Source organism: Saccharothrix mutabilis subsp. mutabilis (assembly GCF_039521145.1).
In the GTDB taxonomy this organism is placed as follows: Bacteria; Actinomycetota; Actinomycetes; order Mycobacteriales; family Pseudonocardiaceae; genus Actinosynnema; species Actinosynnema mutabilis.
The window spans coordinates 29,241-51,811 of record NZ_BAAABU010000007.1 but is presented as its reverse complement, the minus strand read 5'-3'; the positions used below and the strand labels follow the sequence as shown (position 1 = coordinate 51,811).

At 72.7% G+C, this 22,571-nt stretch carries 19 protein-coding genes; 7 read left to right on the top strand and 12 right to left on the bottom strand.

The window, feature by feature from the left end; translation table 11 throughout:
- Window positions 1–17 precede the first annotated feature (17 nt).
- The gene (locus tag ABD126_RS17980) at window positions 18–974 is read left to right on the top strand and encodes a pseudouridine synthase (protein WP_343935014.1); all 957 of its coding nucleotides are present in this window, start codon (window positions 18–20) and stop codon (window positions 972–974) included.
- Window positions 975–1,267: 293 nt separating this feature from the next.
- Here the strand turns inward: ABD126_RS17980 and ABD126_RS17975 are convergent, their stop codons facing one another.
- Together ABD126_RS17975 and ABD126_RS17970 are read right to left on the bottom strand one after the other, a co-directional pair.
- The gene (locus tag ABD126_RS17975) at window positions 1,268–1,846 is read right to left on the bottom strand and encodes a DUF305 domain-containing protein (RefSeq protein WP_343935013.1); all 579 of its coding nucleotides are present in this window, start codon (window positions 1,844–1,846) and stop codon (window positions 1,268–1,270) included.
- Between the two features lie 85 nt (window positions 1,847–1,931).
- The gene (locus ABD126_RS17970) at window positions 1,932–2,672 is read right to left on the bottom strand and encodes a lytic polysaccharide monooxygenase (RefSeq protein ID WP_343935012.1); all 741 of its coding nucleotides are present in this window, start codon (window positions 2,670–2,672) and stop codon (window positions 1,932–1,934) included.
- A 198-nt stretch (window positions 2,673–2,870) separates the two neighbouring features.
- Between ABD126_RS17970 and ABD126_RS17965 the strand changes: the two genes are divergently transcribed.
- Entirely contained in the window at window positions 2,871–3,881 is a 1,011-nt protein-coding gene (locus ABD126_RS17965) for a C40 family peptidase (protein ID WP_343935011.1), read from the top strand.
- 46 nt (window positions 3,882–3,927) lie between these two features.
- On the opposite strand, the gene ABD126_RS17960 is transcribed toward ABD126_RS17965, so the two are convergent.
- The 4 genes from ABD126_RS17960 to ABD126_RS17945 all read right to left on the bottom strand — a co-directional run bounded on the left by ABD126_RS17960 (window position 3,928) and on the right by ABD126_RS17945 (window position 7,942).
- On the bottom strand, window positions 3,928–5,016 hold the full coding sequence (locus ABD126_RS17960) for a glycoside hydrolase family 19 protein (protein WP_425542841.1): 1,089 nt from the start codon (window positions 5,014–5,016) through the stop codon (window positions 3,928–3,930).
- 81 nt (window positions 5,017–5,097) lie between these two features.
- Window positions 5,098–5,871, bottom strand: a complete 774-nt coding sequence (locus ABD126_RS17955) for a nucleotide exchange factor GrpE (RefSeq protein ID WP_343935010.1) — start codon at window positions 5,869–5,871, stop codon at window positions 5,098–5,100.
- A 263-nt stretch (window positions 5,872–6,134) separates the two neighbouring features.
- Window positions 6,135–7,001 (bottom strand): LLM class flavin-dependent oxidoreductase, encoded by an 867-nt coding sequence (locus ABD126_RS17950; RefSeq protein WP_343935009.1) that lies wholly within the window; start codon window positions 6,999–7,001, stop codon window positions 6,135–6,137.
- Window positions 7,001–7,942 carry a zinc-binding dehydrogenase gene (locus tag ABD126_RS17945; protein WP_343935236.1) on the bottom strand — a complete coding sequence of 314 codons (942 nt, stop codon included), beginning with the start codon at window positions 7,940–7,942 and terminating at the stop codon, window positions 7,001–7,003. The genes ABD126_RS17950 and ABD126_RS17945 overlap by 1 nt, the downstream gene beginning before the upstream one ends.
- Window positions 7,943–8,119: 177 nt before the next feature.
- Between ABD126_RS17945 and ABD126_RS17940 the strand changes: the two genes are divergently transcribed.
- The gene (locus ABD126_RS17940) at window positions 8,120–11,005 is read left to right on the top strand and encodes a glycoside hydrolase family 9 protein (protein WP_343935008.1); all 2,886 of its coding nucleotides are present in this window, start codon (window positions 8,120–8,122) and stop codon (window positions 11,003–11,005) included.
- A 47-nt stretch (window positions 11,006–11,052) separates the two neighbouring features.
- Here ABD126_RS17940 and ABD126_RS17935 read toward each other — a convergent pair whose 3' ends face one another.
- Window positions 11,053–13,077, bottom strand: coding sequence for a hypothetical protein (locus ABD126_RS17935; RefSeq protein ID WP_343935007.1), 2,025 nt, complete (start codon window positions 13,075–13,077; stop codon window positions 11,053–11,055).
- Window positions 13,078–13,126: 49 nt separating this feature from the next.
- Window positions 13,127–13,759: an alpha/beta hydrolase gene (locus ABD126_RS17930; protein ID WP_343935006.1), complete on the bottom strand. Its 633-nt coding sequence runs from the start codon at window positions 13,757–13,759 to the stop codon at window positions 13,127–13,129.
- Between the two features lie 42 nt (window positions 13,760–13,801).
- Between ABD126_RS17930 and ABD126_RS17925 the strand changes: the two genes are divergently transcribed.
- Window positions 13,802–14,761, top strand: a complete 960-nt coding sequence (locus tag ABD126_RS17925; RefSeq protein WP_425542840.1) for a helix-turn-helix transcriptional regulator — start codon at window positions 13,802–13,804, stop codon at window positions 14,759–14,761.
- Here ABD126_RS17925 and ABD126_RS17920 read toward each other — a convergent pair.
- Entirely contained in the window at window positions 14,715–15,422 is a 708-nt protein-coding gene (locus tag ABD126_RS17920; protein ID WP_343935004.1) for an SDR family oxidoreductase, read from the bottom strand. The genes ABD126_RS17925 and ABD126_RS17920 overlap by 47 nt on opposite strands.
- A gap of 109 nt (window positions 15,423–15,531) precedes the next feature.
- Here ABD126_RS17920 and ABD126_RS17915 point away from each other — a divergent pair, with 109 nt between their 5' ends.
- Entirely contained in the window at window positions 15,532–16,569 is a 1,038-nt protein-coding gene (locus ABD126_RS17915; protein ID WP_343935003.1) for a serine hydrolase, read from the top strand.
- A 247-nt stretch (window positions 16,570–16,816) separates the two neighbouring features.
- Complete coding sequence (locus tag ABD126_RS17910; protein WP_343935002.1) at window positions 16,817–18,226, top strand: Dyp-type peroxidase; 1,410 nt, start codon at window positions 16,817–16,819, stop codon at window positions 18,224–18,226.
- Here ABD126_RS17910 and ABD126_RS17905 read toward each other — a convergent pair.
- Genes ABD126_RS17905 through ABD126_RS17895 form a run of 3 tightly spaced genes read right to left on the bottom strand, consistent with a single transcriptional unit; the run spans window position 18,215 to window position 21,275 of the window.
- On the bottom strand, window positions 18,215–19,015 hold the full coding sequence (locus ABD126_RS17905; RefSeq protein ID WP_343935001.1) for a sugar phosphate isomerase/epimerase family protein: 801 nt from the start codon (window positions 19,013–19,015) through the stop codon (window positions 18,215–18,217). The genes ABD126_RS17910 and ABD126_RS17905 overlap by 12 nt on opposite strands.
- Window positions 19,012–20,136, bottom strand: coding sequence for a dihydrodipicolinate synthase family protein (locus tag ABD126_RS17900; protein WP_343935000.1), 1,125 nt, complete (start codon window positions 20,134–20,136; stop codon window positions 19,012–19,014). Before ABD126_RS17900 ends, ABD126_RS17905 begins: the two co-directional genes overlap by 4 nt.
- Window positions 20,133–21,275 carry a Gfo/Idh/MocA family protein gene (locus ABD126_RS17895; protein WP_343934999.1) on the bottom strand — a complete coding sequence of 381 codons (1,143 nt, stop codon included), beginning with the start codon at window positions 21,273–21,275 and terminating at the stop codon, window positions 20,133–20,135. The genes ABD126_RS17900 and ABD126_RS17895 overlap by 4 nt, the downstream gene beginning before the upstream one ends.
- A gap of 202 nt (window positions 21,276–21,477) precedes the next feature.
- On the opposite strand from ABD126_RS17895, the gene ABD126_RS17890 reads away from it, so the two are divergent.
- A complete protein-coding gene (locus ABD126_RS17890) occupies window positions 21,478–22,509 on the top strand; it encodes a LacI family DNA-binding transcriptional regulator (protein ID WP_343934998.1) in 1,032 nt (343 codons plus the stop codon).
- Window positions 22,510–22,571 lie beyond the last annotated feature (62 nt).

Genomic DNA, 22,571 nt, shown 5'->3' with positions numbered 1-22,571 from the left:
GTTAGGCTGGACGGGTCATGAGACGCAAGCTTCGGCCGCCGCTGCCCCAGCGCCACGGCCTGGACCCCGCCCGCCTGCGGCTGCCCGTCGAGGGGTCGTGGGCGACGCTGCGCGACCACCTGGTCGAGCGGCTGCCGAGGGTGGCGCCGGAGCGGATCGACGTCATGCTGGCCGAGGGCCGCATCTACGACCTGAACGGCCCGGTCGCCCCGGACGCGGCGTTCGCCCCCGGCACGTCGGTGTGGTTCCACCGCGACCTGCCCGAGGAGGTGCCGGTCCCGTTCGACCTCCGGGTGGTGTACCGGGACGACGCGATCCTGGTGGTGGACAAGCCCCACTTCCTGGCGACGATCCCGCGCGGGAAGCACGTCGTGCAGACGGCGTTGGTGCGGTTGCGGACCGAGTTGGGCCTGCCGCACCTGACGCCGGCGCACCGGTTGGACCGGGTGACGGCCGGGTTGGTGCTGTTCGTGGTCGATCCCGCGCTGCGCGGCAAGTACCAGACGATGTTCAAGGATCGCCTGGTGCACAAGGAGTACGAGGCGATCGCGCCGTACCGGGCGGAGTTGGAGACGCCGGTGGTGGTGCGCAGCCGGATCGTGAAGGAGAAGGGCGTGATCACGGCGCAGGAGGTTCCTGGGCCGGTGAACGCGGAGACACGGGTCGAGCTGGTCCAGCGGGTGGAGGGGGTGGAGCGGGGCGAGCGGGTGGAGCTGGGCGAGCGGGTTGACGTTTGTGGCGGGTGGGGGCGGTATCGGTTGTTGCCGTTTACCGGGCGGACGCATCAGCTCCGGTTGCACATGGCGTCGTTGGGTGTGCCGATCCGGAACGACGACTTCTACCCGGTGTTGCGCGAGAAGCCCTTGGACGACTTCACCGACCCGTTGCAGCTCCTCGCCAAGGTTCTGGCTTTCACCGATCCCGTCACCGGGGCTTCGCGGCGGTTCGTGAGTTCTCTGTCGCTTTCGGTCTGACGCTTCGAGGGAAAGATCAAGAGCGTCGAGTGGAGATCAAGAGCGAAGAGCGAAGAGCGAAGAGCCAAAAGCGGCGCTCGCCGCGCGGCAGGCCCCCGGGGGTGGAAGGGCGTCGGTTCGTTCCCCGTACGGCCTGCCGGAGGCAACCACCCTTTGGTCTTCTGTGCAACCGGTGAAGCGTGGTTGCACAGAAGACCAAAGCGCGGTTGGGCTGCGCCCAGGCCGTACGGGGAACGAACCGAGGCCCTTCCTGTGGCTGATAGCCCATTGAAGTGCCTGCCGCTTCGCGCGGGTTAGTCCAGGTAGCCGAGCATTTGGGAGATCTGGCCGGTGCGGGAGTGGAAGATGCGGTCGGCCAGTGCCTTTGACTGGGGGTTGACGCCGCCTTCGCGTTCGAACTTCGCGATCTCCACCGCGTTGTGCTGGTGGGCGATCAGCAGGTTCAGGAAGGCCTTCTCGAACTCGCCCGGGCCGGTGGCGACCAGTGCCGCGATGGCCTCCGGGCTGGTGGAGTGGTCGCCGCCGTGGTTGGCGTGCAGTTGCGCGTCCGAGCCCGGGGACTCCGGCTGGTTCCAGTCCCGCAGCCACTTCAGCATCGAGTCCACTTCGGACAGTTGCGTGACCTCGATGGCGGCGGCGAGGGTCTTGACGTCGGTTCGGACCGACTTGTCCCTGGCCAGCTTCACGATCTCTATGCCGGCCTTGTGGTGGGAGACCGCCATCTGCAGGAACATCACGTCCACGGGGTTGAACTCGTTGGTCTCCGCGACCGTCGACACGGGGCCGGTCGGCGCGGGCACCAGGCCCGACTCGCCGGAGCCGCAGCCGGTCAGCAGGAGCACCGGGAGCAGCAGGCCCCCGAGTACCGCCATCAGGCGTCGCAAGGTCGTCCTCCCTGGGTGGGGCCCGTCCGCGCTGTGACAGGGCAGCGCGGACGGGCTTTCTAGCACAGGTCGCCTAGAGCCGCTGCCACAGGGACGGCGTGTTCGGCGGCTCCCAGCCGGCCAGGGAGGTGTGCGCCTGGATGCACTTGTACGACGCGCCGCCGTACGTGACCTGCGCGCCCACCGCGTAGGAGGTGCCCGCCGCCCACGTGCCGCCCGCGGGCGGGGTCGTGGTCGTCGTGGTGGGCTGGGTGGTGGTCGTGGTCGGGGTGGTGGTGGTCGTCGGGGTGCCGCCACCGCCGACCTGGAGGTCGACGCAGTTGTAGAACGCCATCGGGGTGTCGGCGATGTTCCACACCGCGAGCAGCTTGATGCGGCCCGTGCGGCCACCGAGGTTGACGTTGTGGGTCACGGTGGAACCGGGCTGGCGGCCACCGTCGTTCACCTCGTGGACCTTGCTGCCGCCGATGAAGTACTGCCACGTGGTGGTGGCGTGCCGGGCGGTGATGGTCCAGGTGAACGTCACGTTGTTGCCGACCGAGGCGGCGGGCCACGCCTTGCTCTCGTCGCTCAGCGGAGCCCAGCGGCTGTCGCCGGCGTGGCAGTTCTGCTGGCCCTTCGGGCCCTCTACGCTCTGCGGTTCGTAGACGACCGGGCCGCAGTTCGAGACGCGGCCCTGCGCGCAGTTCGCCTGCCGGCTGGGCGGCGACGAGATGTAGCCGTGCGCGCTCGCCGTTCCCGCCGACACCACGACGATGAACGGGGCCACGCCGACGCCGGCGAGTACCGCCGCGAGCTTGCGTTTCAGGCTCATGTGTCCAGCTCCTTCGGAGGAGACCCACGAGGAGTCTCCTGGGCAGGGTCCAAATCCGCGGCGGCCGGATCCCGCCGGGTGTGGTCGCGCTCCGCGACGGGAGAGCCACACTCGGCGATGGTGGTCTAGACCATAATCGGGAACGTCATCCGGGTCAAGGATCTGAACCGACTGGTCCAGCCGCCCGTAACCCCTGGTGTGCCCCCACACCCGGTCCAACGTGCGACAGCGCTGGCGGCAGCGGTCGTCGCGACGTTCACAGTCGCCCCACCGGCGCAGGCCCAACCGACGGACGCGCTGGCGCGGTACGAAGAACTCTCCCGCGAGGCGGAACGCCTCCACCAGGACCACCTCAAGGCCCAGGACGACCTGGGCGCGCGCCGGGCCGAGCTGGACAAGGCCCGCGCGGACCTGGCGGCGGCGACGCGGACCGGCGTCGACGCGCGGACCGAGCAGGAGCGCTTTCGCGGCCGGGTGGACTTGCTCACCGAAGCCTCCTACGAGGGCGCGAGGTTCGGCACCCTGTCCGCGTTCCTGGTCTCGACCTCGCAGCAGGACTTCCTGAACCGGTTGAGCGCACTGGACGTCCTGGCCGCCGACAGCGGCGAGGCGTTGCGCCTTATGTCTACAGCCGTAGACGCGGCTGCGCAAGCGGAGGCCACGGCGGCCGACGCCGAACGACGGGCCGCGGCGGCGGCCGGCGAAGCCACGCGCCTGGTGGACGACCTCGCCGCGCGCGAGCAGGCCATGGACGCCCAGGTCGCCACCGCGCGGGCGCAGTACCGGTCGCTGTCCGCGCCCCAGAAGGCGACGCTCGCCTCCCCCGGCGACACGTCGGCGGTCGCGGTGCCCGCGGGCGCGGCCGGGGCGGCGCTGGAGTTCGCCCTGGCGCAACGCGGCAAGCCGTACGTGTTCGGCTCCAACGGCCCGGACTCGTGGGACTGCTCCAGCCTGACCCAGGCGGCCTACCGCGCGGCCGGCGTGGCGATCCCGCGCACCACCTACACGCAGGCCACCGTCGGGCGCGCGGTGCCGCGGAACCAGGTGCAGCCGGGCGACCTGATCATCTACTACGCCGGGCAGTCGCACGTGGCGATGGCGGTGGACGGGGTGCGGGCCGTGCACGCGTCCACCGAGGGCGTTCCGGTGCGCATCGCGGACATCGACTCGATCGGGCCGATCAGCACCATCCGCCGCGTCGTGAGCTGACGAGAGCGGGACCCGCCGTGTCGTGCGCGGGTCCCGCGTTCCGGTGTCAGCAGTACAGGTTCGACCCCGGCGAGACGCCGAGGATGGCGGTGAAGCGCTGGTAGGCGTCCACCCGGCTCTGGACCTGCGCCGGGTTGCGGCCGTCGCATTCCAGGGCGCCGTTGATGCTGCGGATCGTCTGGCCGAACCCGTGCCCGTTGACCATCGCGTTGTGCGGGGTCATCGTGCCGGGGCCGTTCTGGGTGTTCCAGTACCAGAGGCCCGTGCGCCAGGCCACCGAGGCGTCGTTCTGCACCAGCCACGGGTTGGTCAGCAACGGCAGGCCCAGGGCGTCACCGGCGGCCTTGTAGTTGAAGTTCCACGACAGCTGGATCGGACCCCGGCCGTAGTACGCCGCCTGCCCCGCGGGGCAGCCGTAGGGCTGGCTCGCGTCGCAGTAGTGCGGGTAGTTGGCCTGGTTCTGCTCCACGATGTGCACCAGGCCGCCGGTCTCGTGGTTGACGTTGGCCAGGAAGGCCGCCGCCTCCTGCTTCTTCACCGTGTCGCTGCCGGTGTTCGCGAAACCGGGGTACGCGCTCAGCGCGGCCTTGAGACCGCTGTAGGTGTAGAAGGGGTTCCGGTTCGGGTACATCTGGTTGAACTGCGCCTCCGAGACCACGAAACCACCGGTGTTGGGCGGGGTGGAGGTCGTGGTCGTCGTGGGGCTGGTGCCGCAGTTGTACGGGTCCCAGTACCAGGTGCTGACCGTCGGGTCGTAGCCCGGGTTGTCGTGCTCGGCGATGTAGTGCTTGCCGTCGGTGTACTTCACGATGCTGCCGGCGGCGTAGAACTTGCCCTGCACCCATGCGGGGTAGGAGCAGGAGGTCGGCGGGGGCGTGGTGGTGGTGCTGCCGGCGCCGCAGACGCCCTGGTCGGCCCAGACCTGGGCACTGCCCGGCGTCTCGTTCTGGGTCCACCACTTCGCGGACCAGTTGTGCCCGTTGTGCGATGCCGTCATGCCGCCGGTGTAGACGGCGGACGCGCTCCACGGCGTCGCGCACGCGGCGGCGGATGCGGAGGTCGTGGCGGCTGCGACAGTCAGTGCCGCCCCGACCACGATGGTGGCGATGGCCGCCACAACGCGGAATCTCGACACGTGATCTCTTCTCCCGTTCGAGCGCCCTCGGACGTGACTCGGGCCACTCAACAGGATTGGTCTACACCAGTCAAGGGTGAACTACCCCGGTTCTCGCACGTAGGCGACCACCGACGGGCACACGACGATCCGCTCGCCGTCGGCGTACCCGGGCCGCACGGTGCGCGCCACGGTGTCCACCACGTCCTCGTCGTCGGTCGGCTCGGTGGCGATGACGTGGTGCCGGTTCGGGTCCACCGGCCGGCCGTCGGGCACCACGACCCGCACGCCGGCCGCCGCGAGCAGGTTCTCCGCCTGCCACGCCACGCCCTCGGGCAGCTTGGGCATGAGGTCGGTCAGGCCGCGCACCAGCACGTCCTTCTGGCGGGACGCGGACGGCGGCGCGGCGCGGCCCCGGTTGACCCCGGTCGCCGCCGCGCCCAGCAGCACCGCACCGACCAGCAGGGCCAACGCGGGCAGGGTCGGCGGCGGCACGGTCGCGGGCACGGCCACCGACGCCCACCACCCGTCGGGCGTGGCGTGCGCGCCGACCATCCCGCCGCCCGCGACGAGCAACCCCACGGCCGCCTGGTCGACGGCGCCCACCAGCACGGCCACCCGGGGCGTCGCGGTCCGGGACGGCGGCTCGTTGCCCCGCGCCGGGCGCACCACGACCGCCCGCGCGCCGGCCGGCAGCACGGCCGCGACCTCGTCGGCGATCCCGACCGGGTCGGCGGAGCGGCGCGCGCTCTCGACGGCGCTGACCGCCACCTCCCGCACGTCCACGGCGGGCGCGCCGGGCGCGAGGACCAGGGCCAGTGCGGGGAAGGTGATCAGCGCGCCGAGGACGACCAGGGCGATGGCGGTTCGGTTCACCCCATCTAGGGTCGTCCGGTGGGAACGCGCCCTGATCGGGCCGTCCGGGTGAATCAGCCCTGCGCAGTCACGGGTCCACGCTCCGTGTGCTCGGGCGGCGGGGTGCCACCGGCGGCGAAGTGCTCCAGCGGGGACGGGGCCACCGGCGGCAGGTCACGTCAGCGTGCCCACGCGGTGTGGTCCAGCGTCAACAGCTGCGCGATCATGCCGCCCATCGACAGCCGGCTGAAGTCGACCTCCCACCGGTCCATCGACTTCCTCGGTCACACCAGGACCGCAGCCTCGGCGATCAGCTCTGTCTGGCGGAAGCGGTCCTCGGTGAACGGCATCGCGACCAGCCGGTCCACGCCCGCCTCGGCGAAGGCCGCGAACCGTTGCGCCGCTTGCTCGGGCGTGCCGGTGACGACGACCTCGCGCGCGTGCTCCTCGGACACCCCGTAGTCGGTCATGCCCTTGACGCGTTGGTCGATCACGGCGGCCGGGACGTCGCCCAGGGCCACGCTGACGCCCACCGTGACGCCGGGGCGGGGACGGTTGTGCCCGGCGGCCAGTTCTCCCAGTTCCACCAACGCCTTCCGGATGGCGTGGGGAGTGGTGAACGCCGGGTACCAGTGGTCACCGAAGCGGGCGGCCCTGCGGAGCGCGGGTCCTCCGCCGCCGCCGACCAGGACCGGCGGCATGGTCGCCCCGGGCGAGAGGGCTACCTCCCTGCCGTGCAACGTGACCCGCTCGCCGCGCACGAGAGCGGGCAGAACCTCCAGGATGGCGTCGGTGCGCTTGCCGCGTTCGGCGAACGGCACGTCCACCGCGTGCCAGGCCGCCTCGCCGTGCGCCTCGCCGCCGCTGCCCACGCCGAGCAGGACGCGGTCTGCGGACAGGTGTTGCAGGGTGGCGACCTGCTTGGCGGTCCAGGCGGGTTGGCGCAGCGGCAGCACCATGACGCCGAAGCCGAGCTTGATCTTCGTGGTGACGGCGGCGACCGTGGCGTGCACGAGCGTGCTGTCCAGGAACGGGGTAACCGGGATCAGGTGGTCGCCGTGCCACAGCGACTCCAGCCCGAGGCCCTCGGCGTGCTGGGCGAACGCGATCAGGTCGTGGCCGACGCCGGGCAGGGTCGTGCCGACGTCCATCACCGCACCTCCAGCAGGGTCTTGCCGACGGTGGCGCGGGACTCGATGGCGGCGTGCGCGTCGGCGGCGCGGTCCAGCGGGAACCGCTGGCCGATCACCGGCCGGACCGTGCCGTCGGCGGCGTGCCGCAGCACGGTGGCGACCAGGTCGGCCAGCTCCTGCGGCGTCGGCCGGCGGCCTTCGACGAGCGTGACGCCGCGCCCGGCGGCGAGGTCCGGGTCGATGCCCGCCCACTCGCCGCTGGCCAGGCCGAAGCTGAGCATCCGGCCGCCGGGCCGCAGCAGCTCGAACGCCGCCCGCGCGGTCGGGCCGCCGACGCCGTCGAACACGACGTCCACCGGGTCGGCGCCCCAGTCCGGCTCGGTGTAGTCGACCACCTCGTCCGCGCCCAGGCCGCGCACGACCTCGCCCTTCTCCGCGCCGCCCGCCGCGCCCACGACGGTCGCGCCCGCCGCCTTGGCGAGCTGGACCAGCAGCGTGCCGACCCCGCCGGCCGCCGCGAGCACCAGGACCCGCAGCCCGGCGACGTCGCCGACGGCGCGCAGGTTGAGCAGGGCGGTGCGGCCGTCGGCCAGCAGCGCGACCGCGGTGTCCAGCGGCACGCCGTCGGGCACGACCACCAGGCCCGCCGCGTCCACGGCGACCCGCTCGGCGTAACCGCCCCGGCCGCCGGTCGAGGTGATCACCCGCTGCCCGACCAGGCCGGGGTCCACGCCCTCGCCGACCCGGGTCACCACGCCGCCCACCCCGTTGCCGGGGATCGCGGGCGGTTCGAGCCGGAACGGCCCCTGCCCGGTGCGCCGGTACTGCGTCTCGACGAAGGTCGTGTTCGCGTACGCGACCTCGACCAACGCCTGCCCCGGACCCGCCACCGGGTCCGGCGCCTCCCCCGCGACCAGCACCTCCGGTCCCCCGAACCCGTTCATCCACACCGCGCGCACCGCGTCCCCCAAGGGCCGTTCCGACTCGTGGGACCAGCCTGGGACCTCCAGCTAAGTGGAGGTCAACTTTCGCCCTTGTGGATGTGCGCCGAGTCACCCTACAGTCTCTGGGAGCGCTCCCAGGGAGCGCTCCCAGAAGCGTCGTCAACCGTCAGAGCAGACGGAGGAACCCTGTCCATGAGATCGCTTCCCCCTCCCCGGTGGCGCCGCCAGGCCACCGCTTCCCTCGCCGTCGCCGCCCTGACCGGCGCATTGGCCTCCGGCACCGCGCACGCGGCCGACTACGAGCGGATCGTCAACGGCACGTTCTCCGGCGGCACGGCGGACCCGTGGTGGTCCAGCGCCGGGGTGACCAACCGCGTGGTCGGCGGTGAGCTGTGCGCGACGGTCACCGGCGGCACCGCGAACCCCTGGGACGCCCTGATCGGCCAGAACGGCGTGCCGTTCGAGGCCGGCCAGTCCTACCGGATGTCCTTCGACGCCTACGCCACCGCGCCGCAGGCCATCGCCGCCAACGCGGGCGAGGCGGTCGCGCCCTACCGGGGCATCGCGCGCCACGGCGTCACGCTGACCACCACCAAGCAGACCTACAGCTTCACCTTCACGCCGGAACTGGACTTCCCCGACGCCGGCAACGGGCAGATCTCCTTCCAGCTCGGCGGCAACGCGGCCGACAACACCATCTGCGTCGACAACATCTCCCTGGTCGGCGGTGTTAAGCCGCCGGGCGGCGACGCCGGCCCGGCCCCGAAGAAGATCAACGCCGACCAGGTCGCCTACCTGCCCGGCCTGCCCAAGCGCGCCACCCTGACCTCGACGGCGACCACCCCGCAGACGTGGACGCTGAAGAACGCGGCGGGCGCCACCGTGGCCACCGGTCAGACCACGCCCAAGGGCGTCGACGCGGCGTCGGGCGACTCGACGCACGTCATCGACTTCTCCTCCTACGACACCACCGGCACCGGCTACACCCTGTCGGTCGGCACGGAGACCAGCTTCCCGTTCGACATCTCCGCCGACCGCTTCAAGCAGCTGCGCTACGACGCCCTGGCGTTCTTCTACCACCAGCGCAGCGGCATCGAGATCCAGGCGCAGCACGTCGGCGAGACCTACGCGCGCCCGGCCGGGCACCTGAACGTCGCCCCGAACCAGGGCGACGACAACGTGCCGTGCAAGTCCGACCTCGCCTGCGGGTACACGCTCGACGTGCGCGGCGGCTGGTACGACGCGGGCGACCACGGCAAGTACGTGGTCAACGGCGGCATCTCGGCGTGGCAGGTGCTCAACACCTACGAGCGCGCGCTGCGCCTGGGCGACGCGTCCGCGCTGGGCGACGGCAAGCTGAACATCCCGGAGAAGGCCAACGGCGTCCCGGACATCCTGGACGAGGCCCGCTGGGAGGTCGAGTTCCTGCTGAAGATGCAGGCGCCCGACGGCATGGCGCACCACAAGATCCACGACGCCGCGTGGACCGGCCTGCCGCTGCTGCCGCACCAGGACCCGCAGGCGCGGCGGCTGTCGGCGACCAGCACGGCGGCGACGCTGAACCTGGCCGCCGTGGCGGCGCAGGCGGCGCGGATCTGGAAGACGATCGACCCGGCGTTCTCGGCCAAGGCGCAGGCGGCGGCGGTCAAGGCGTACGCGGCGGCGAAGGCGAACCCGAACAAGATCGCCGACCCGAACGACGGCACCGGCGGCGGTTCGTACAGCGACAACACGCTCTCCGACGAGTTCTACTGGGCCGCGGCGGAGATGTTCGCGACCACCGGCGAGGCGTCCTACCGCGCCGACGTGACCGGCTCGGCCCTCTACAAGGGACAGTCGCTCAACCAGCGCGGTTTCGACTGGGGCTCCACGGGTCCGCTGGGTGACATCACGCTGGCGATCGTGCCCAACGGCCTGCCCGCGGCGGACGTCGCGGCCATCCGGCAGGCGTTCACCACCACCGCCGACGGCCTGCTGTCGCAGTTCGCGTCGATGGCCTACCCGGCGGCGTACCGCACGACCGACGGCAGCTACGAGTGGGGTTCCAACGGCCTGATCGCGAACAACGCGTCGGTGCTGGCGCTGGCGCACGACTTCACCGGCGCGGCCAAGTACCGCGAGGGCGTGTTCGAGATCCTGCACTACCTGTTGGGCCGCAACCCGGTCAGCTACTCGTACGTGACCGGCTACGGCAGCCAGCCGGTGAAGAACGTCCACCACCGGCACTGGGCGAACCAGCTCGACGCCACGTTGCCGACCGCTCCGCCGGGCGTGCTGTCCGGTGGCCCGAACAGCGGCCTGCAGGACCCGATCGCGGCGCGCCTGCTGCCCGGGTGCAAGCCGCAGAAGTGCTTCGTGGACCACATCGAGGCGTACTCGCTCAACGAGGTCACGGTCAACTGGAACTCGGCGTTCGCGTGGGTGGCCAACTGGGCGGCGGAGAAGTCCTCCTCGGCCCCGGCCGACACCACTCCCCCGACCGTGCCGGGCGCCCCGGTGGCGTCCGCCATCACCACGACCGGCGCGACCCTGACGTGGACGGCCTCGTCGGACGCGGAGAGCGGCGTGAAGGACTACGACGTGGTGGCGGTCGAGGGTGACGCGCTGCGCGTGGTCGCCACGGTCACCGGCACGACGTACGCGGTGACCGGCCTGCGCCCCGACACGGCGTACCGCTTCGCCGTGGTGGCGCGCAACGGCGCGGGCCTGCGGTCGGCCATGTCGCCGATCGGCACGTTCACCACGAAGGCGGACGGCGGGACGTACTGCAAGGTGACGTACCGGCAGTCGACGTGGGGCACGGGCCTGTCGGCGAACATCACCATCCAGAACACCAGCGGCAGCCCGTGGTCGTCGTGGACGCTGAAGTTCATGTGGCCGGGCAGCCAGAAGATCACGCAGGGCTGGTCGGCGAACTGGTCGCAGTCGGGCCAGGTCGTGACCGGCACCAACGTGGGCTGGAACGGCAGCGTCCCGGCGGGCGGCTCGGTCCAGGTGGGCCTGAACGCCTCCTCGACCCCGCCGCACGCGGAACCGACCGACTTCACGGTCAACGGCCAGCGCTGCACCAAGGGCTGACCGTTCGGTGATGGGGCCGTCGACCAAGCGCCCGGTCGACGGCCCCTTCACTTCTTCGCGAGGTACTCCCGGATCCGCAGGTGCCGGAACTGGTAGCTGCCGCCGACCTGCCTGAGCACACCTCGGCGGTGGGCGTCCTCCAGGAACTCCATGAGCCGCCAGGGCGTCTTGCGGAACACCCAGAACCAGAACCGGGCGATCCCGAACTTCACCCACGCGCACGACAACGGCCACAGCACCGCGAGCGCGATGGCGATGAGCGCTGACGGCCAGACGCTCTTCGGGTGGAACGACCCGGCATACCGCGGGTCCAAGACCACGAGCGGGAAGAACGTGCACAAGGCCGTCCAGACCGCGAGCGCGATCGAGGCCCTTCGGTCGGCCCGCAGGCTCACCGCCGGGTGGACCGGCACGTCGACCTGGATCCGCGGCACCATGTCCAAGTTGGCGGACAACACCGCCCCGAACGCCGCTCCTCCCCACACCCCGGCCCAGATCCCGTATCCCGTGACGCCCACCAGCGACAGCGCCGTCTGGATCACCGCGCCGACCGCGGCACCGAGGAGGAGCCTGCCGGCCACCTGACGCGGGCCCAGGGTGTTGAACCGGGGCAGCGCCACGAGTCGTTCTTCGTCGCGGGCGAACCTGAGCAGGCCGAGCAGGCCACCGACCGCCCCTCCGACCACCGCGGCCGTCAGGGCGAACGCGACCGCGCCGACCAGCAGCACCCAGACCGGAACCGCCCGCCAGTCCCGCAGGGTGATCCGGACGGTGATCAACACCGCCACCAGGGTGGCCAGCAGCGCGCCCCGGCCGGCCGGCACGACCAGGTCCGGTCGGGGCAGCAGCAGGAACAGGCGCCACCAGGACAGGTCCGTGCCGGGTTTGCGCTCCAGGCGGCGCGCGAGGAAGGCCAGCCACCGGGTCCGCGTCGCGCGGTCGGCCTCCGGGTACAGCGCGGGCAGGTAGGCGTCGAGCAGGTGGCGGTCCACCTCCTCCGGCGTGTCGGAGGTCAACAGGTCGGCCGGGTCGGTCGCGGACGGGGCGTACGCGGTCTTGGCGAGGTACACCGCCAGTGGGGTGGACAAGGCCCGCGCGAGCACCCCTTCCGGGTGCCGCCGCAGTTCCGCGAGGACCGCGTCCCACCTGTGATCGCCGTCCGGCACCCCCGAGGCCAGGTAGTCGGCGGCGGCTTCGGCCCGCACGGTGCCCAGTTCCACCACCGCCGCCCGGCCGATGGTCGTCCCCGAACCGCTGATCACCTCCTGGTACTCGGCCGACCGGGCGGTCAGCACCAGCGGCCGGTCGCGCCCGACCGCGGTCGTGACCGCCCGGGCCACCGCGGCCCGACCGGCGGGCGCGACCTCGTCCAGGCCGTCGAGGACGGGCAGGACCATGCCGCCGTCCACCAACGCCCGCGCGGCGGCCGGACCGTACGCGCCGTTCGCCCCGAACGCGGGGTGGTCCGCGGCGAGCCGCCGCACGATCCACGTGGACAGGTCCGGCTCCGCGGGATCCCAGGTGGACAGCGGCAGCAGGAGCGGCACCGGGTCGCCGGGTGCGCGCCGCTCGACCAGGCTGAGCGTGAGCAGGATGGCCGCGCTGGTCTTGCCCGCGCCGGGCGCGCCGATGACGACCAATTGCCGCGCGGGCAGTCCCACGAACGTGCGCGCCATGTCGGCCACCGTCCCGCGCAGCCTGAGCCGTTTGACCCGGGGGTCACCCACCACCTCGGCGGCGGCGGGCGCGACCGGAAGGGTCGTGGAGGCCCACGGGACGTCCAGCGGGCGGGTCAGGCCGCGAGCGGCGGCCTCGCGTTCCCATTGGCGGGCGACCGACCGGGCCAGCGCGTCCGCGGCGCCGCGCGGATCGGCGGCTCGGTGCGCGCGCAACGCCACGACCAGGGCGATCACGCTGGTCACCAGGCCGGCGAACGTCATCAGCGCGCCGGCGACGCTGGCCAGCTTGTCACCGCGTTCGAGGGTGTCCTCCGACCCGGACAGCCACACCAGCACTCCGACGACGCCGGTCGCGAACGCACCGCCGACGACCCACCACCTGCCCAACGTCACGCGACCATCGTCGCTGACGCGAAAAGTGCGCCGTGTTCGTGCTTTCGGGCTACGCGCCCGCCTTCGCCAGCACGTCCAGGAACTCCTCCGCGCCGCCGTCGAGGAAGTCGTGGCCGACGTCCAGGGACCGCACCTGCCAGGTCGGGTCGTCCCGGAACGCGTCGCGGAACCGGGTGAAAGGGCTTTCCTCGGTCCGCTCGCAGTACAGGTACCAGCGGTTGGTGATCCTGTCGACGGCGCCGGTCAGGCGGGGGCGTTGGAGCAGGGACGCGATCGGGTGCGCGAACGCCCGCTGGTCGAAGAACGGCATCGGGGCCACGCCCCGGCCGTCGGCAGCCACGCCGTCGATGTACCAGTCCCGCCAGAAGCCGTGCACCAGGTCCCACGCGGACTGGCCGTCGCGGGGCACCAGGGCGTCCACGTACACCAGGGACTTGATCTTCTCGGGCACGCGGTCCGCCGCGCCCGTGATCACCATGCCGCCGTAGCTGTGCCCGGCCAGCACGACGTCGTCCAGGCCGTCGAGCAGGGCGAGCACCTGCTCGACGTGTTCCTTGAGGTTGCCGTCGGCGCTCAGCGTGGGTGCGTGCACCTGGTGGCCCTGGGCGCGCAGCTGAGCGGTGATGGATTCGTAGTACCAGCCACCGTGGCAAGCGCCCGCGATCAGCACGTATGTCGTCATGTGATCGACAGTAGAACCGCTTTAGGACATAGGATGTCCGTAATGAACATGCCCGCCCGCATGTTGCGACTCCTGTCACTCCTCCAGAGCCGCCGGGACTGGACCGGCGCGGACCTGGCGGAGCGGCTCGGCGTGACCGACCGGACGGTGCGGCGGGACGTCGAACGGCTGCGTGAGCTGGGCTATCCCGTGCACGGCACGACCGGCGCGACGGGCGGGTACCGGCTGGAGTCCGGCCGCGACCTGCCGCCGCTGCTGCTGGACGACGACGAGGCGGTGGCGGTGGCCATCGGGCTCCGGACGGCGGCGGCCACCCGCGGGATGGAAGAAAGCGCCTTCCGCGCGCTGGCCAAGCTGGAACCCGTGCTGCCGGACCGGTTGCGCCGCCAGATCGACGCGCTGGGCTCGACGGTGGCGCGCATCCCGTTCGGCGGGACGCCCGAGTCCGACCCCTCGGCGCTGGGCGTGCTGGCGGCGGCGTGCCGGGACCGCGAGGCGGTGCGGTTCACCCACAAGGGGCAGGACCGCAAGGTCGAGCCGCACAGCCTGGTCACGCTGTTCCGGTTCTGGTACCTGCTCGCGTTCGACCCGGTCAAGCGGGACTGGCGGATGTTCCGGGTGGACCGGATCGGCGCGCCGCGCACCACCGGGCACCGGTTCCCGCCGCGCGACCCGCCCGAGGAGCCGGGCGCGTTCGTGGCGCGCCGGCTGACCTCCGCGCCCTACCGGTACCCGGCGTCCGCGCTGGTCCAGGCGCCGGCGGCGGTGGTGGAGGCGCGGCTGGTGGTGGCGCTGCCCGGCAAGGTGGAGCCGGTGTCGGCGACCACCTGCCGGGTGCACCTGGGCGCGGACGCCATCGAGCCGATCGCCGCGGACCTGCTGCTGTGCGGCGCGGACTACGCGTTGGAGGCGTCGGACGAGGTCGTGGCGGCGTTGCGGGAGGTCGGCGCGCGGCTCACCGGTACGCGTCCTGGCCCACCGGCCGGACCAGGATCTCGTTGACGTCCACAGTGGACGGCTGGGACACGGCGTAGAGCACCGCGCGCGCCACGTCCGCGGGCGCGAGCTTCGGGTCGCCCAGCCGCGAGGCCGGGATGCCGCCGGTGTCGGTCAGGCCGGGCTGGACCAGCGTGACCCGCACGCCCGTGCCGACGCACTCCGCCCGGATCGCCTGCGCGAGGCCGGTGACCGCCCACTTCGTCGCCGCGTACAGGTTGCCCGGCCGCACCCCGCGCCCGGCCGCCGACCCGGTCAGCACCAGGTGGCCGCCGCTGCGGATCAGGGCGGGCAGGGCGGCGCGGGCGGTGAACGCCGGGCCGCACACGTTGGTCAGGACCATGTCGGCCCACTGCTCGGGCGGCGCGCCCTGCGAGGACGTGAAGGAGGTGACGACGCTGGTGCCCGCGTTGGCGAACACGACGTCCAGCCGCCCCCACTCCTCCTCGACCCGGCCGACCAGCGCGGCGACCTGCTCCCACTTGCGCACGTCGCACGCGGCCACCCACACCCGGTCGGGTCCGCCCAGGCGCGCGGCGTGCTCGGCGAGCTTGTCGACGTCGCGCGCGGTCAGCACCAGCCGGTACCCGGCCTCGGCGGCGGCCTGCGCGGTGGCCAGCCCGATGCCGCGGGACGCGCCCGTGATGAGGAATACCCCTTCACCCATGTCGGCAGGCTACTGCTGGTTGGATCAGCGCACCGCGCTGCGCCGCCAGAGGCAACAAAACCGCGACCGATGGCGTCTAAGTGGCGGACATCCATCTGATTGGGGGCACATGAACATCAACCGCAGGTTCGCGCTGGGCCTGGGCTCGGTCGCGGCGGCGGGCGCCGTCCTGGGCACCGCCGGCCCGGCCTCGGCGCAGGAGACCGACGCCGAGTGGGACGCGCTGATCCCGACCACCGCCGACCTCGCGCGCCGCAAGATCGCGCGGAAGTACCAGCGTGAGACGTACTTCGCGCGCGGGACCTGGTCGTCCCACATCGGTGTGGCCGACCCGGACGGCGTGGTGAAGGCGGCCGTGGAGGACAACGCCGACCGGGTGGTCGACGCGTACAGCGTGAACAAGATCGCGGTGGCGGTCGCGGTGCTGGACAAGGTCGACCGGGGGCTGATCACGCTCGACCAGCGGGTGGACGTGACCGCGTCGATCGTGATCCAGGACACGGACGGGATCTTCGGGCTGGACGGGGCGTACCCCAGTTCGGTGACCGTGGGGCACGCGCTGGCGGCGCTGCTGACCGTGTCGGACAACACGGCGGTGCGGCTGTGCGGGCTGGTCGTGCCGGCGCTGGAGCTGAACGAGATCCTGCGCGCGAAGGGGTTCGTGCACACGCAGGTCGTGCCGGTGGCCAACCCGAACCGGTTCTTCCTGGGGACGACGACGCCGCGCGAGACGTTCACGCTGTTGCAGAAGCTGGTGCGGGGTGAGCTGCTGTCGGCCGGGTCCACGGAGCACCTGCTGAAGGTGCTGCGGTCGCTGACGTCGTTCACGGACGGCATCCGGCTGAACCTGTCGTCCGCCGAACGGCTGAACGTGGCGACCAAGGCCGGGTGGTTCGCGGACGGGCGCAACGAGGCGGGGATCGTGTTCGACGCGTCGGGCAAGGCGGTCGTGACGTACGCGCTGTTCGCGTCGGGGCAGTTCGCCGGGGACCAGGCGGCGAACGCGGACAACTACAGCGCGACCCACCCGGCACTGCGGGCCCGCGCCGCCCTGGGCCGCACGCTGTACGACTCGGTCCTGCGCATCACCACCGCCAAGCCGCGCGCCTACTCGGCCCAGCCCTACCGGGCGTCGAACGGCGGCTGAGACCGGGGCGGGTCGCACGCCGGGCTGGGGTTGACCGACGTGCGACCCGCGCGGGCCGATCGGAGCACGCGGGACACGGCTCGGCTCGGTCGGGGGCGGGGCGGGAGGTGGTGTCGGGGCCGAGTTCGGTCGCACTTCGGGTTCTCGTTACGCCGCCCGGGTGGTAGTGGCTACTCGCGGGTATCAGGAGCGTCCGCGTGTGCTCTTCTGCACTGGGAGAGCATTCGGGGGAATGGGGACTCTCGACATGTCCGAGTTGCTGCACCTGCACGCCGAACAGCGGGGCGTACGGCCGCCACTGCGCAAGTCGCGCGAGATCCAGGGCAACGTCCTCGCCGCGTTCAACAAGGACCACCAGCAGTTCCGCTTCCTGCGCTTCACCGACGGCAAGCTCGGCCGCACCTGGCTCGCCGCCATGATCGGCTACCTCTCGGTCACCGCCGACGTCGAGGACTTCAACGAGGCCTTCTCGCTGGGCCGCGCCATGTTCGGGGGTGACCCGCAGACCCTCAAGGCCACCTGGGCGAACCTCTCGCTCACCGCGGAAGGCCTGGTCAAGCTCGCCGTCAACCCCTCGGCCGTGACCGAGGACCTCCGGCGGCGCGACCCGGAGCTGTGGGTGGGCGCGGAGGCGCGGGCCGATGTCACCGGCGATGACCCGGAGGAGTGGTTGTTCGGCCGGTCCGAGCAGCGCATCCACGCCGTGGTCACGGTGGCGTCCGACTGCACCGAGCGGCTCCAGGCCGTGGACACCGTGCTCGACCTGCTCGACGACCTGCTCGGCGTGGTCAAGGTGCACCAGGAGCTGGGCGAGACCCTCCCCGGTCCGCTGAAGGGCCGCGAGCACTTCGGGTTCAAGGACGGCATCTCGCAGCCCGGCATCCGCGACTTCCACGAGGAAGACCCGCACCGGCCCGGTCACCGCCTCGGCCACGCCGGCGCGCTGCTGGTCAAGCCCGGCGAGTTCGTCTTCGGCCACGACACCGAGCGCGGCGACGAGAGCGACCGCACCGCCCGCTGGCTGCACAACGGGTCCCTCCAGGTCATCCGCCGCCTCACCCAGGACGTCGAGGGCTGGCGCGAAGCCCTCCGCGACCACGCCGACGCCCTGGGCACCACCCCCGACGAGGTGGGCGCGCTGCTCATCGGCCGCCACCGCGACGGGCGACCGCTCGCCGCGCCGGCCGACCCCGCGCTGGGCCTGGGCCCCGACCGCAACGACTTCGACCACGCCGACGACCCGCTGGGCGAGCGGACCCCGTGCGCGGCCCACATCCGCAAGACCAACCCGCGCGCGTTCACCTACCGCACGCCCGCCCAGCGGCGCATCCTGCGGCGCGGCATCCCGTTCGGGCCGCCCCACGAGCAGGACCCGCACGCCGAGCGCGGACTGCTGTTCGTCGCCCACTGCACGTCCATCCGCGAGCAGTTCGAGTTCCAGCAACGGGTCTGGGCGAACAACCCGGAGTTCGCGGGCGGCGCGGACGGCGCGCCGACCGGCACCGACCCGGTCATCGGCGGCACGGGCGGCGCGCGGTTCGGGGGAACGGACCTGGCGTTCCCCCGCTTCGTCCGCACCACGGGCGCGCTCTACGCCCTGGTCCCGTCGATGAGCACGTTGCGGCTGCTGGCCGCCGGCCGGGAGCTACCCCGCTAGCCAGCCACCGGCGTGGCGGCGCACCAGGTCCGCCGCGACCGCCGACGGGTCCGCCGCCCACACGTCCGCGTTGAACACCTCGACCTCGACGTCACCGCCGTAGAACGGCTCGACCAGCGCGGTCAGCCACGGCAGGTCGATGTGCCCGTCCCCGGGCAGCCCGCGGCCGAGCAGCACGTCCGCCGGCAGCGGCGTGACCCAGTCGCACACCTGGTAGGAGAAGATCCGCCCGGCCGCGCGGGCGAGCTGCGCGGGCAGGTCCGGGTCCCACCACACGTGCAGCGCGTCGACCACGACACCGACCACGTCCGCCGGGAACGGCGCGGCCAGGTCCAGCGCCTGGCCCAACGTCGACACCACACCCCGGTCCGCGCAGAACACGGGGTGCATGGGCTCGATCGCGAGCTTCACACCGGCGTCCGCCGCGTAAGGCGCCAAGGCCGCCAACGCGTCCGCGACCCGCTGCCGCGCGCCGACCAGGTCGCGGTCGGGCACGCCGCCGGGCACCAGGACCAGGCAGTCCGCGCGCAGCGCCGCCGCCTCGTCGATGGCCTTCCGGTTGTCCGCCAACGCTTCCCGCTGGTCCACGCCGGTGAAGAACCCGCCCCGGCACAGCGACGACACGCGCAGCCCGGCCTCCGCGACCAGCCGCGCGGACTCGTCCAGCCCGAACTCCGCCACCGGTTCGCGCCACAGCCCGATCGAGGAGATCCCGTGCCGCACGCACACGTCCACCGCCTCGGCGACCGTGGCGCGCTTGATCGTGGCCTGGTTGAGCGACAGCCTCACGTCAGCACCTCCACCGCGCGCTCCCAGCGCGCCGCCGCGAGCGCCGGGTCCACCAGCAGGCCGGCGGCGTCGGCCAGGCGCAACGTCTCCCCCAGGTGCACGACGGACCGCGCCGACTGCATCCCGCCGACCATCGACCACGCGTCCTGGAACCCGTTGAGCCACGCCAGGAACACCACGCCGGTCTTGTAGTGGAACGTGGGCGCGCCGAAGATGTGCCGGGACAGCGCCACGGTCGGCTCCAGGATCGCCCGGAACCCCGCGGTGTCGCCGGAGTCCAGCACGTGCAGCGCGGACGCGGCGGCCGGCGCGATCGGGTCGAAGATGCCCAGCAGCGCGTCGCTGTGGCCGACCTCGTCGCCCGCGATCAGCTCGGGGTAGTTGAAGTCGTCGCCGGTGTAGCAGCGGACGCCCTCGGGCAGCGCGCGCCGCAACGACACCTCGTGCCCGGCGTCGAGCAGCGACACCTTCACGCCGTCCACTTTGGACGGGTAGGCGTGGATGAGGTCGAGGAAGTGCTTGGTGGCCTCGGCGACGTCGGTCGAACCCCAGTAGCCGGTCAGCGCCGGGTCGAACGCGGGGCCCAGCCAGTGCAGGACGACCGGTTCGGTGACCTGCTCCAACAGGGCTGCGTAGACGCGTTGGTAGTCCTCGGGGCCGCGGGCGACGGCGGCCAGCTTGCGGCTGCACATCAGGATCGGCTGCACGCCGAGCGCGGTCACCGCCGCCAACTGCTCGGTGTACGCGGTGAGCGGGTCGGCGGTGTCGTGGTCGGTGCCGACGCCGGCCGCGATCCGGCCGGTGGCCTCGGCGGCGCCGCGCCGGACCAGCTCCAGCGCGGTCGGCCAGTCCAGGCCCATGCCGCGCTGGGCGGTGTCCATCGCCTCGGCGACGCCGAAACCCAGGTCCCACAGGCGGCGGCGGAAGGCGAGGGTGGCGTCCCAGTCGAGCGCGGCCGGCGCGCCCGGGGTGTTGTCGGCGAACGGGTCGGCCACGACGTGCGCGGCGGCGAACGCGACCCGCGACTTCGGCGGACCGGCCGGCGCGCCCCAGTCCTTCGGCGGGTTGAGGGTGTGGGTGGCGAAGGTGCCGTCGGGTCGCGGCAGGCGGACGGTGGTCACGCGGGCACCTCGATCCGGCGGCCGGCGCGGGAGGACTCCAGGCCCAGGGCGGCGAGGCGGACGTCCCGCGCGCCGGCGCGGAAGTCGTGCCGGTAGGGCAGGTCGCGGTGGACGTGGGTGAGGAAGTCCTCCCACTGCACGCGGAACCCGTTGCCGAACTCCTCGTTGTCCGGGACCTCCTGCCACTGCGCGCGGAAGTCGTGCGGTGAGGGGACGTCCGGGTCCCACACCGGCTTGGGCGTGACCTCGCGCGGTTGGACGACGCAGTCGCGCAGGCCGGCGACGGCGCTGCCGTGCGTGCCGTCCACCTGGAACTCCACGAGTTCGTCGCGCCGGACGCGGGTGGCCCACGAGGAGTTGACCTGCGCGATCACGCCCCCGGCCAGCTCGAAGATGGCGTAGGCGGCGTCGTCGGCGGTGGCGGCGTAAGGCAGGCCCCGCTCGTCCCACCGCTCCGGGATGTGCGTGACGGCCCGCGCGGTGACCGCCTCGACCGGGCCGAAGACGTTCTCCAGCAGGTAGGACCAGTGGCAGAACATGTCCACGACGATGCCGCCGCCGTCCTCGGCCCGGTAGTTCCAGGAGGGCCGCTGCGCGGTCTGCCGGTCGCCTTCGAAGACCCAGTAGCCGAACTCGCCGCGGATGCTCAGGACGCGGCCGAAGAAGCCGGAGTCCACCAGGCGGCGCAGCTTGCGGATGCCGGGCAGGTAGAGCTTGTCGGCGACCACGCCGTGCCGGACGCCCGCTTCGTCGGCCAGGCGGGCCAGTTCGAGGACTTCTTCGGGCGAGGAGGCGACCGGCTTCTCGGTGTAGACGTGCTTGCCCGCGGCGATGGCCTTGGTGATGGCGGCGACGTGGGCGGAGGTGACCTGGGCGTCGAAGTAGACCTCGGTGGCCGGGTCGCCGAGGGCGGCGTCCAGGTCGGTGGTCCAGCGCGGGAGGTCGTGGCGGGCGGCCAGGTCCTTGAGCTTGTCGGCGTCGCGGCCGACGAGGACGGGTTCGGGCAGCAGGACCGTGTCGGGGTCGACGCGGACGCCGCCGCGTTCGCGGATGGCGAGGATCGAGCGGACGAGGTGCTGGCGGTACCCCATCCGCCCGGTGACCCCGTTCAGCACGACCCCGATCGTGCGCACAGCCATGCGTACCTCCGACAGGTTGGAAAGCGCTTTCCACACGCTACGGTCGGCCGGTCGCGCACGTCAACCAGCGGCGAACGGCGGCAAGCGGGATCGGGCGGCGGCACGCGGGACCGCGCGTCGGGCGAGCGGCGGCGGGTGGGCCGGGAGGTCTCCGGCCGGGCGCGGGTTAGGCTCGCAGCCCCCGACGGGCGAGGAGGAGCGGTTGACTTCGCGGCAGGTCACGCTGGTCGAAGTGGCGAAGCAGGCGGGCGTCTCGCTGGCCACCGCCTCGCGCGTGCTCAACGGCAGCACCCGCCAGGTGAGCGACGAACTGCGCGAGCGCGTCGTCGGCACGGCCCGGCGGCTCGGGTACCTGCCCAACGCCTCCGCCCAGGCCCTGGCCCGCAACAGCAGCGCCCTGGTCGGCCTCCTGGTGCACGACATCGCCGACCCCTACTTCTCCAGCATCGCCGCCGGCGTCACGCGCGTCGCCGAGGAAGCCGGCCTGGTCGTGGTCCTGGGCACCACCGGCCGCGACCCCGGCCGCGAGGTCGACCTCCTGCACACCCTGCGCGCGCACCGGGCCCGCGCCGTGGTCATCGCGGGCAGCCGCACCACCGACCGCGCCACCGCCGCGCGCCTGGCCGACGAGATCGCCGCGTTCACCGCCCAGGGCGGCCGGGTCGCCGCCGTCTCGCAGGCCAAGCTCGGCGTGGACACCGTCGTCCCCGGCAACCGGACGGGCGCCCGCGCCCTGGCCGTGGCGCTGGCGGACCTAGGCCACCAGCGGTTCGCCGTGCTCGCCGGACCGCAGGACCTGGTGGTCGCCAAGGACCGGCTCGCCGGGTTCCGGGCCGGGCTGGCGGAGCGGGACCTGCCCGATCCGGTGGTCGTCCACGGCGACTTCACCCGCGACGGCGGCTACACGGCCGCCCAGCGCCTCATCGCCGCCGACACCGGCGCCACCTGCGTGTTCGCCGTCAACGACGTGATGGCGATGGGCGCGATGGCGGCCCTGCGCGACCACGGCCTGCGGGTCCCCGAGGACGTGTCCATCGCGGGTTTCGACGACATCCCCACGTTGCGCGACCTCGCCCCGGGCCTGAGCACGGTCCGGTTGCCGCTGGAGGACATGGGCGAGCGCGCGGCGCGGCTCGTGCTGGAGGACGCCCCCGGCGCGCGGACGGTCCGCGTGACCGGCGAGGTGGTACTGCGCGCGAGCACCTCGTCACCCTCCGCCACCGGACTGCGCTGACCCGCGCCGACTCCCTAAACTGGACCGGTAGTCCGACCACCCCTTCCTAGGAGTGATCACCT

Bases quoted from the DNA above. Each gene is read 5' to 3' on its own strand.
- ABD126_RS17950 (WP_343935009.1), bottom strand. From the start codon at position 7,001: ATGGACGTCGGCACGACCCTGCCCGGCGTCGGCCACGACCTGATCGCG.
- ABD126_RS17925 (WP_425542840.1), top strand. From the start codon at position 13,802: ATGAACATGCCCGCCCGCATGTTGCGACTCCTGTCACTCCTCCAGAGC.
- ABD126_RS17980 (WP_343935014.1), top strand. From the start codon at position 18: ATGAGACGCAAGCTTCGGCCGCCGCTGCCCCAGCGCCACGGCCTGGAC.
- ABD126_RS17975 (WP_343935013.1), bottom strand. From the start codon at position 1,846: ATGGCGGTACTCGGGGGCCTGCTGCTCCCGGTGCTCCTGCTGACCGGC.
- ABD126_RS17915 (WP_343935003.1), top strand. From the start codon at position 15,532: ATGAACATCAACCGCAGGTTCGCGCTGGGCCTGGGCTCGGTCGCGGCG.
- ABD126_RS17895 (WP_343934999.1), bottom strand. From the start codon at position 21,275: ATGGCTGTGCGCACGATCGGGGTCGTGCTGAACGGGGTCACCGGGCGG.
- ABD126_RS17970 (WP_343935012.1), bottom strand. From the start codon at position 2,672: ATGAGCCTGAAACGCAAGCTCGCGGCGGTACTCGCCGGCGTCGGCGTG.
- ABD126_RS17920 (WP_343935004.1), bottom strand. From the start codon at position 15,422: ATGGGTGAAGGGGTATTCCTCATCACGGGCGCGTCCCGCGGCATCGGG.
- ABD126_RS17930 (WP_343935006.1), bottom strand. From the start codon at position 13,759: ATGACGACATACGTGCTGATCGCGGGCGCTTGCCACGGTGGCTGGTAC.
- ABD126_RS17940 (WP_343935008.1), top strand. From the start codon at position 8,120: ATGAGATCGCTTCCCCCTCCCCGGTGGCGCCGCCAGGCCACCGCTTCC.
- ABD126_RS17910 (WP_343935002.1), top strand. From the start codon at position 16,817: ATGTCCGAGTTGCTGCACCTGCACGCCGAACAGCGGGGCGTACGGCCG.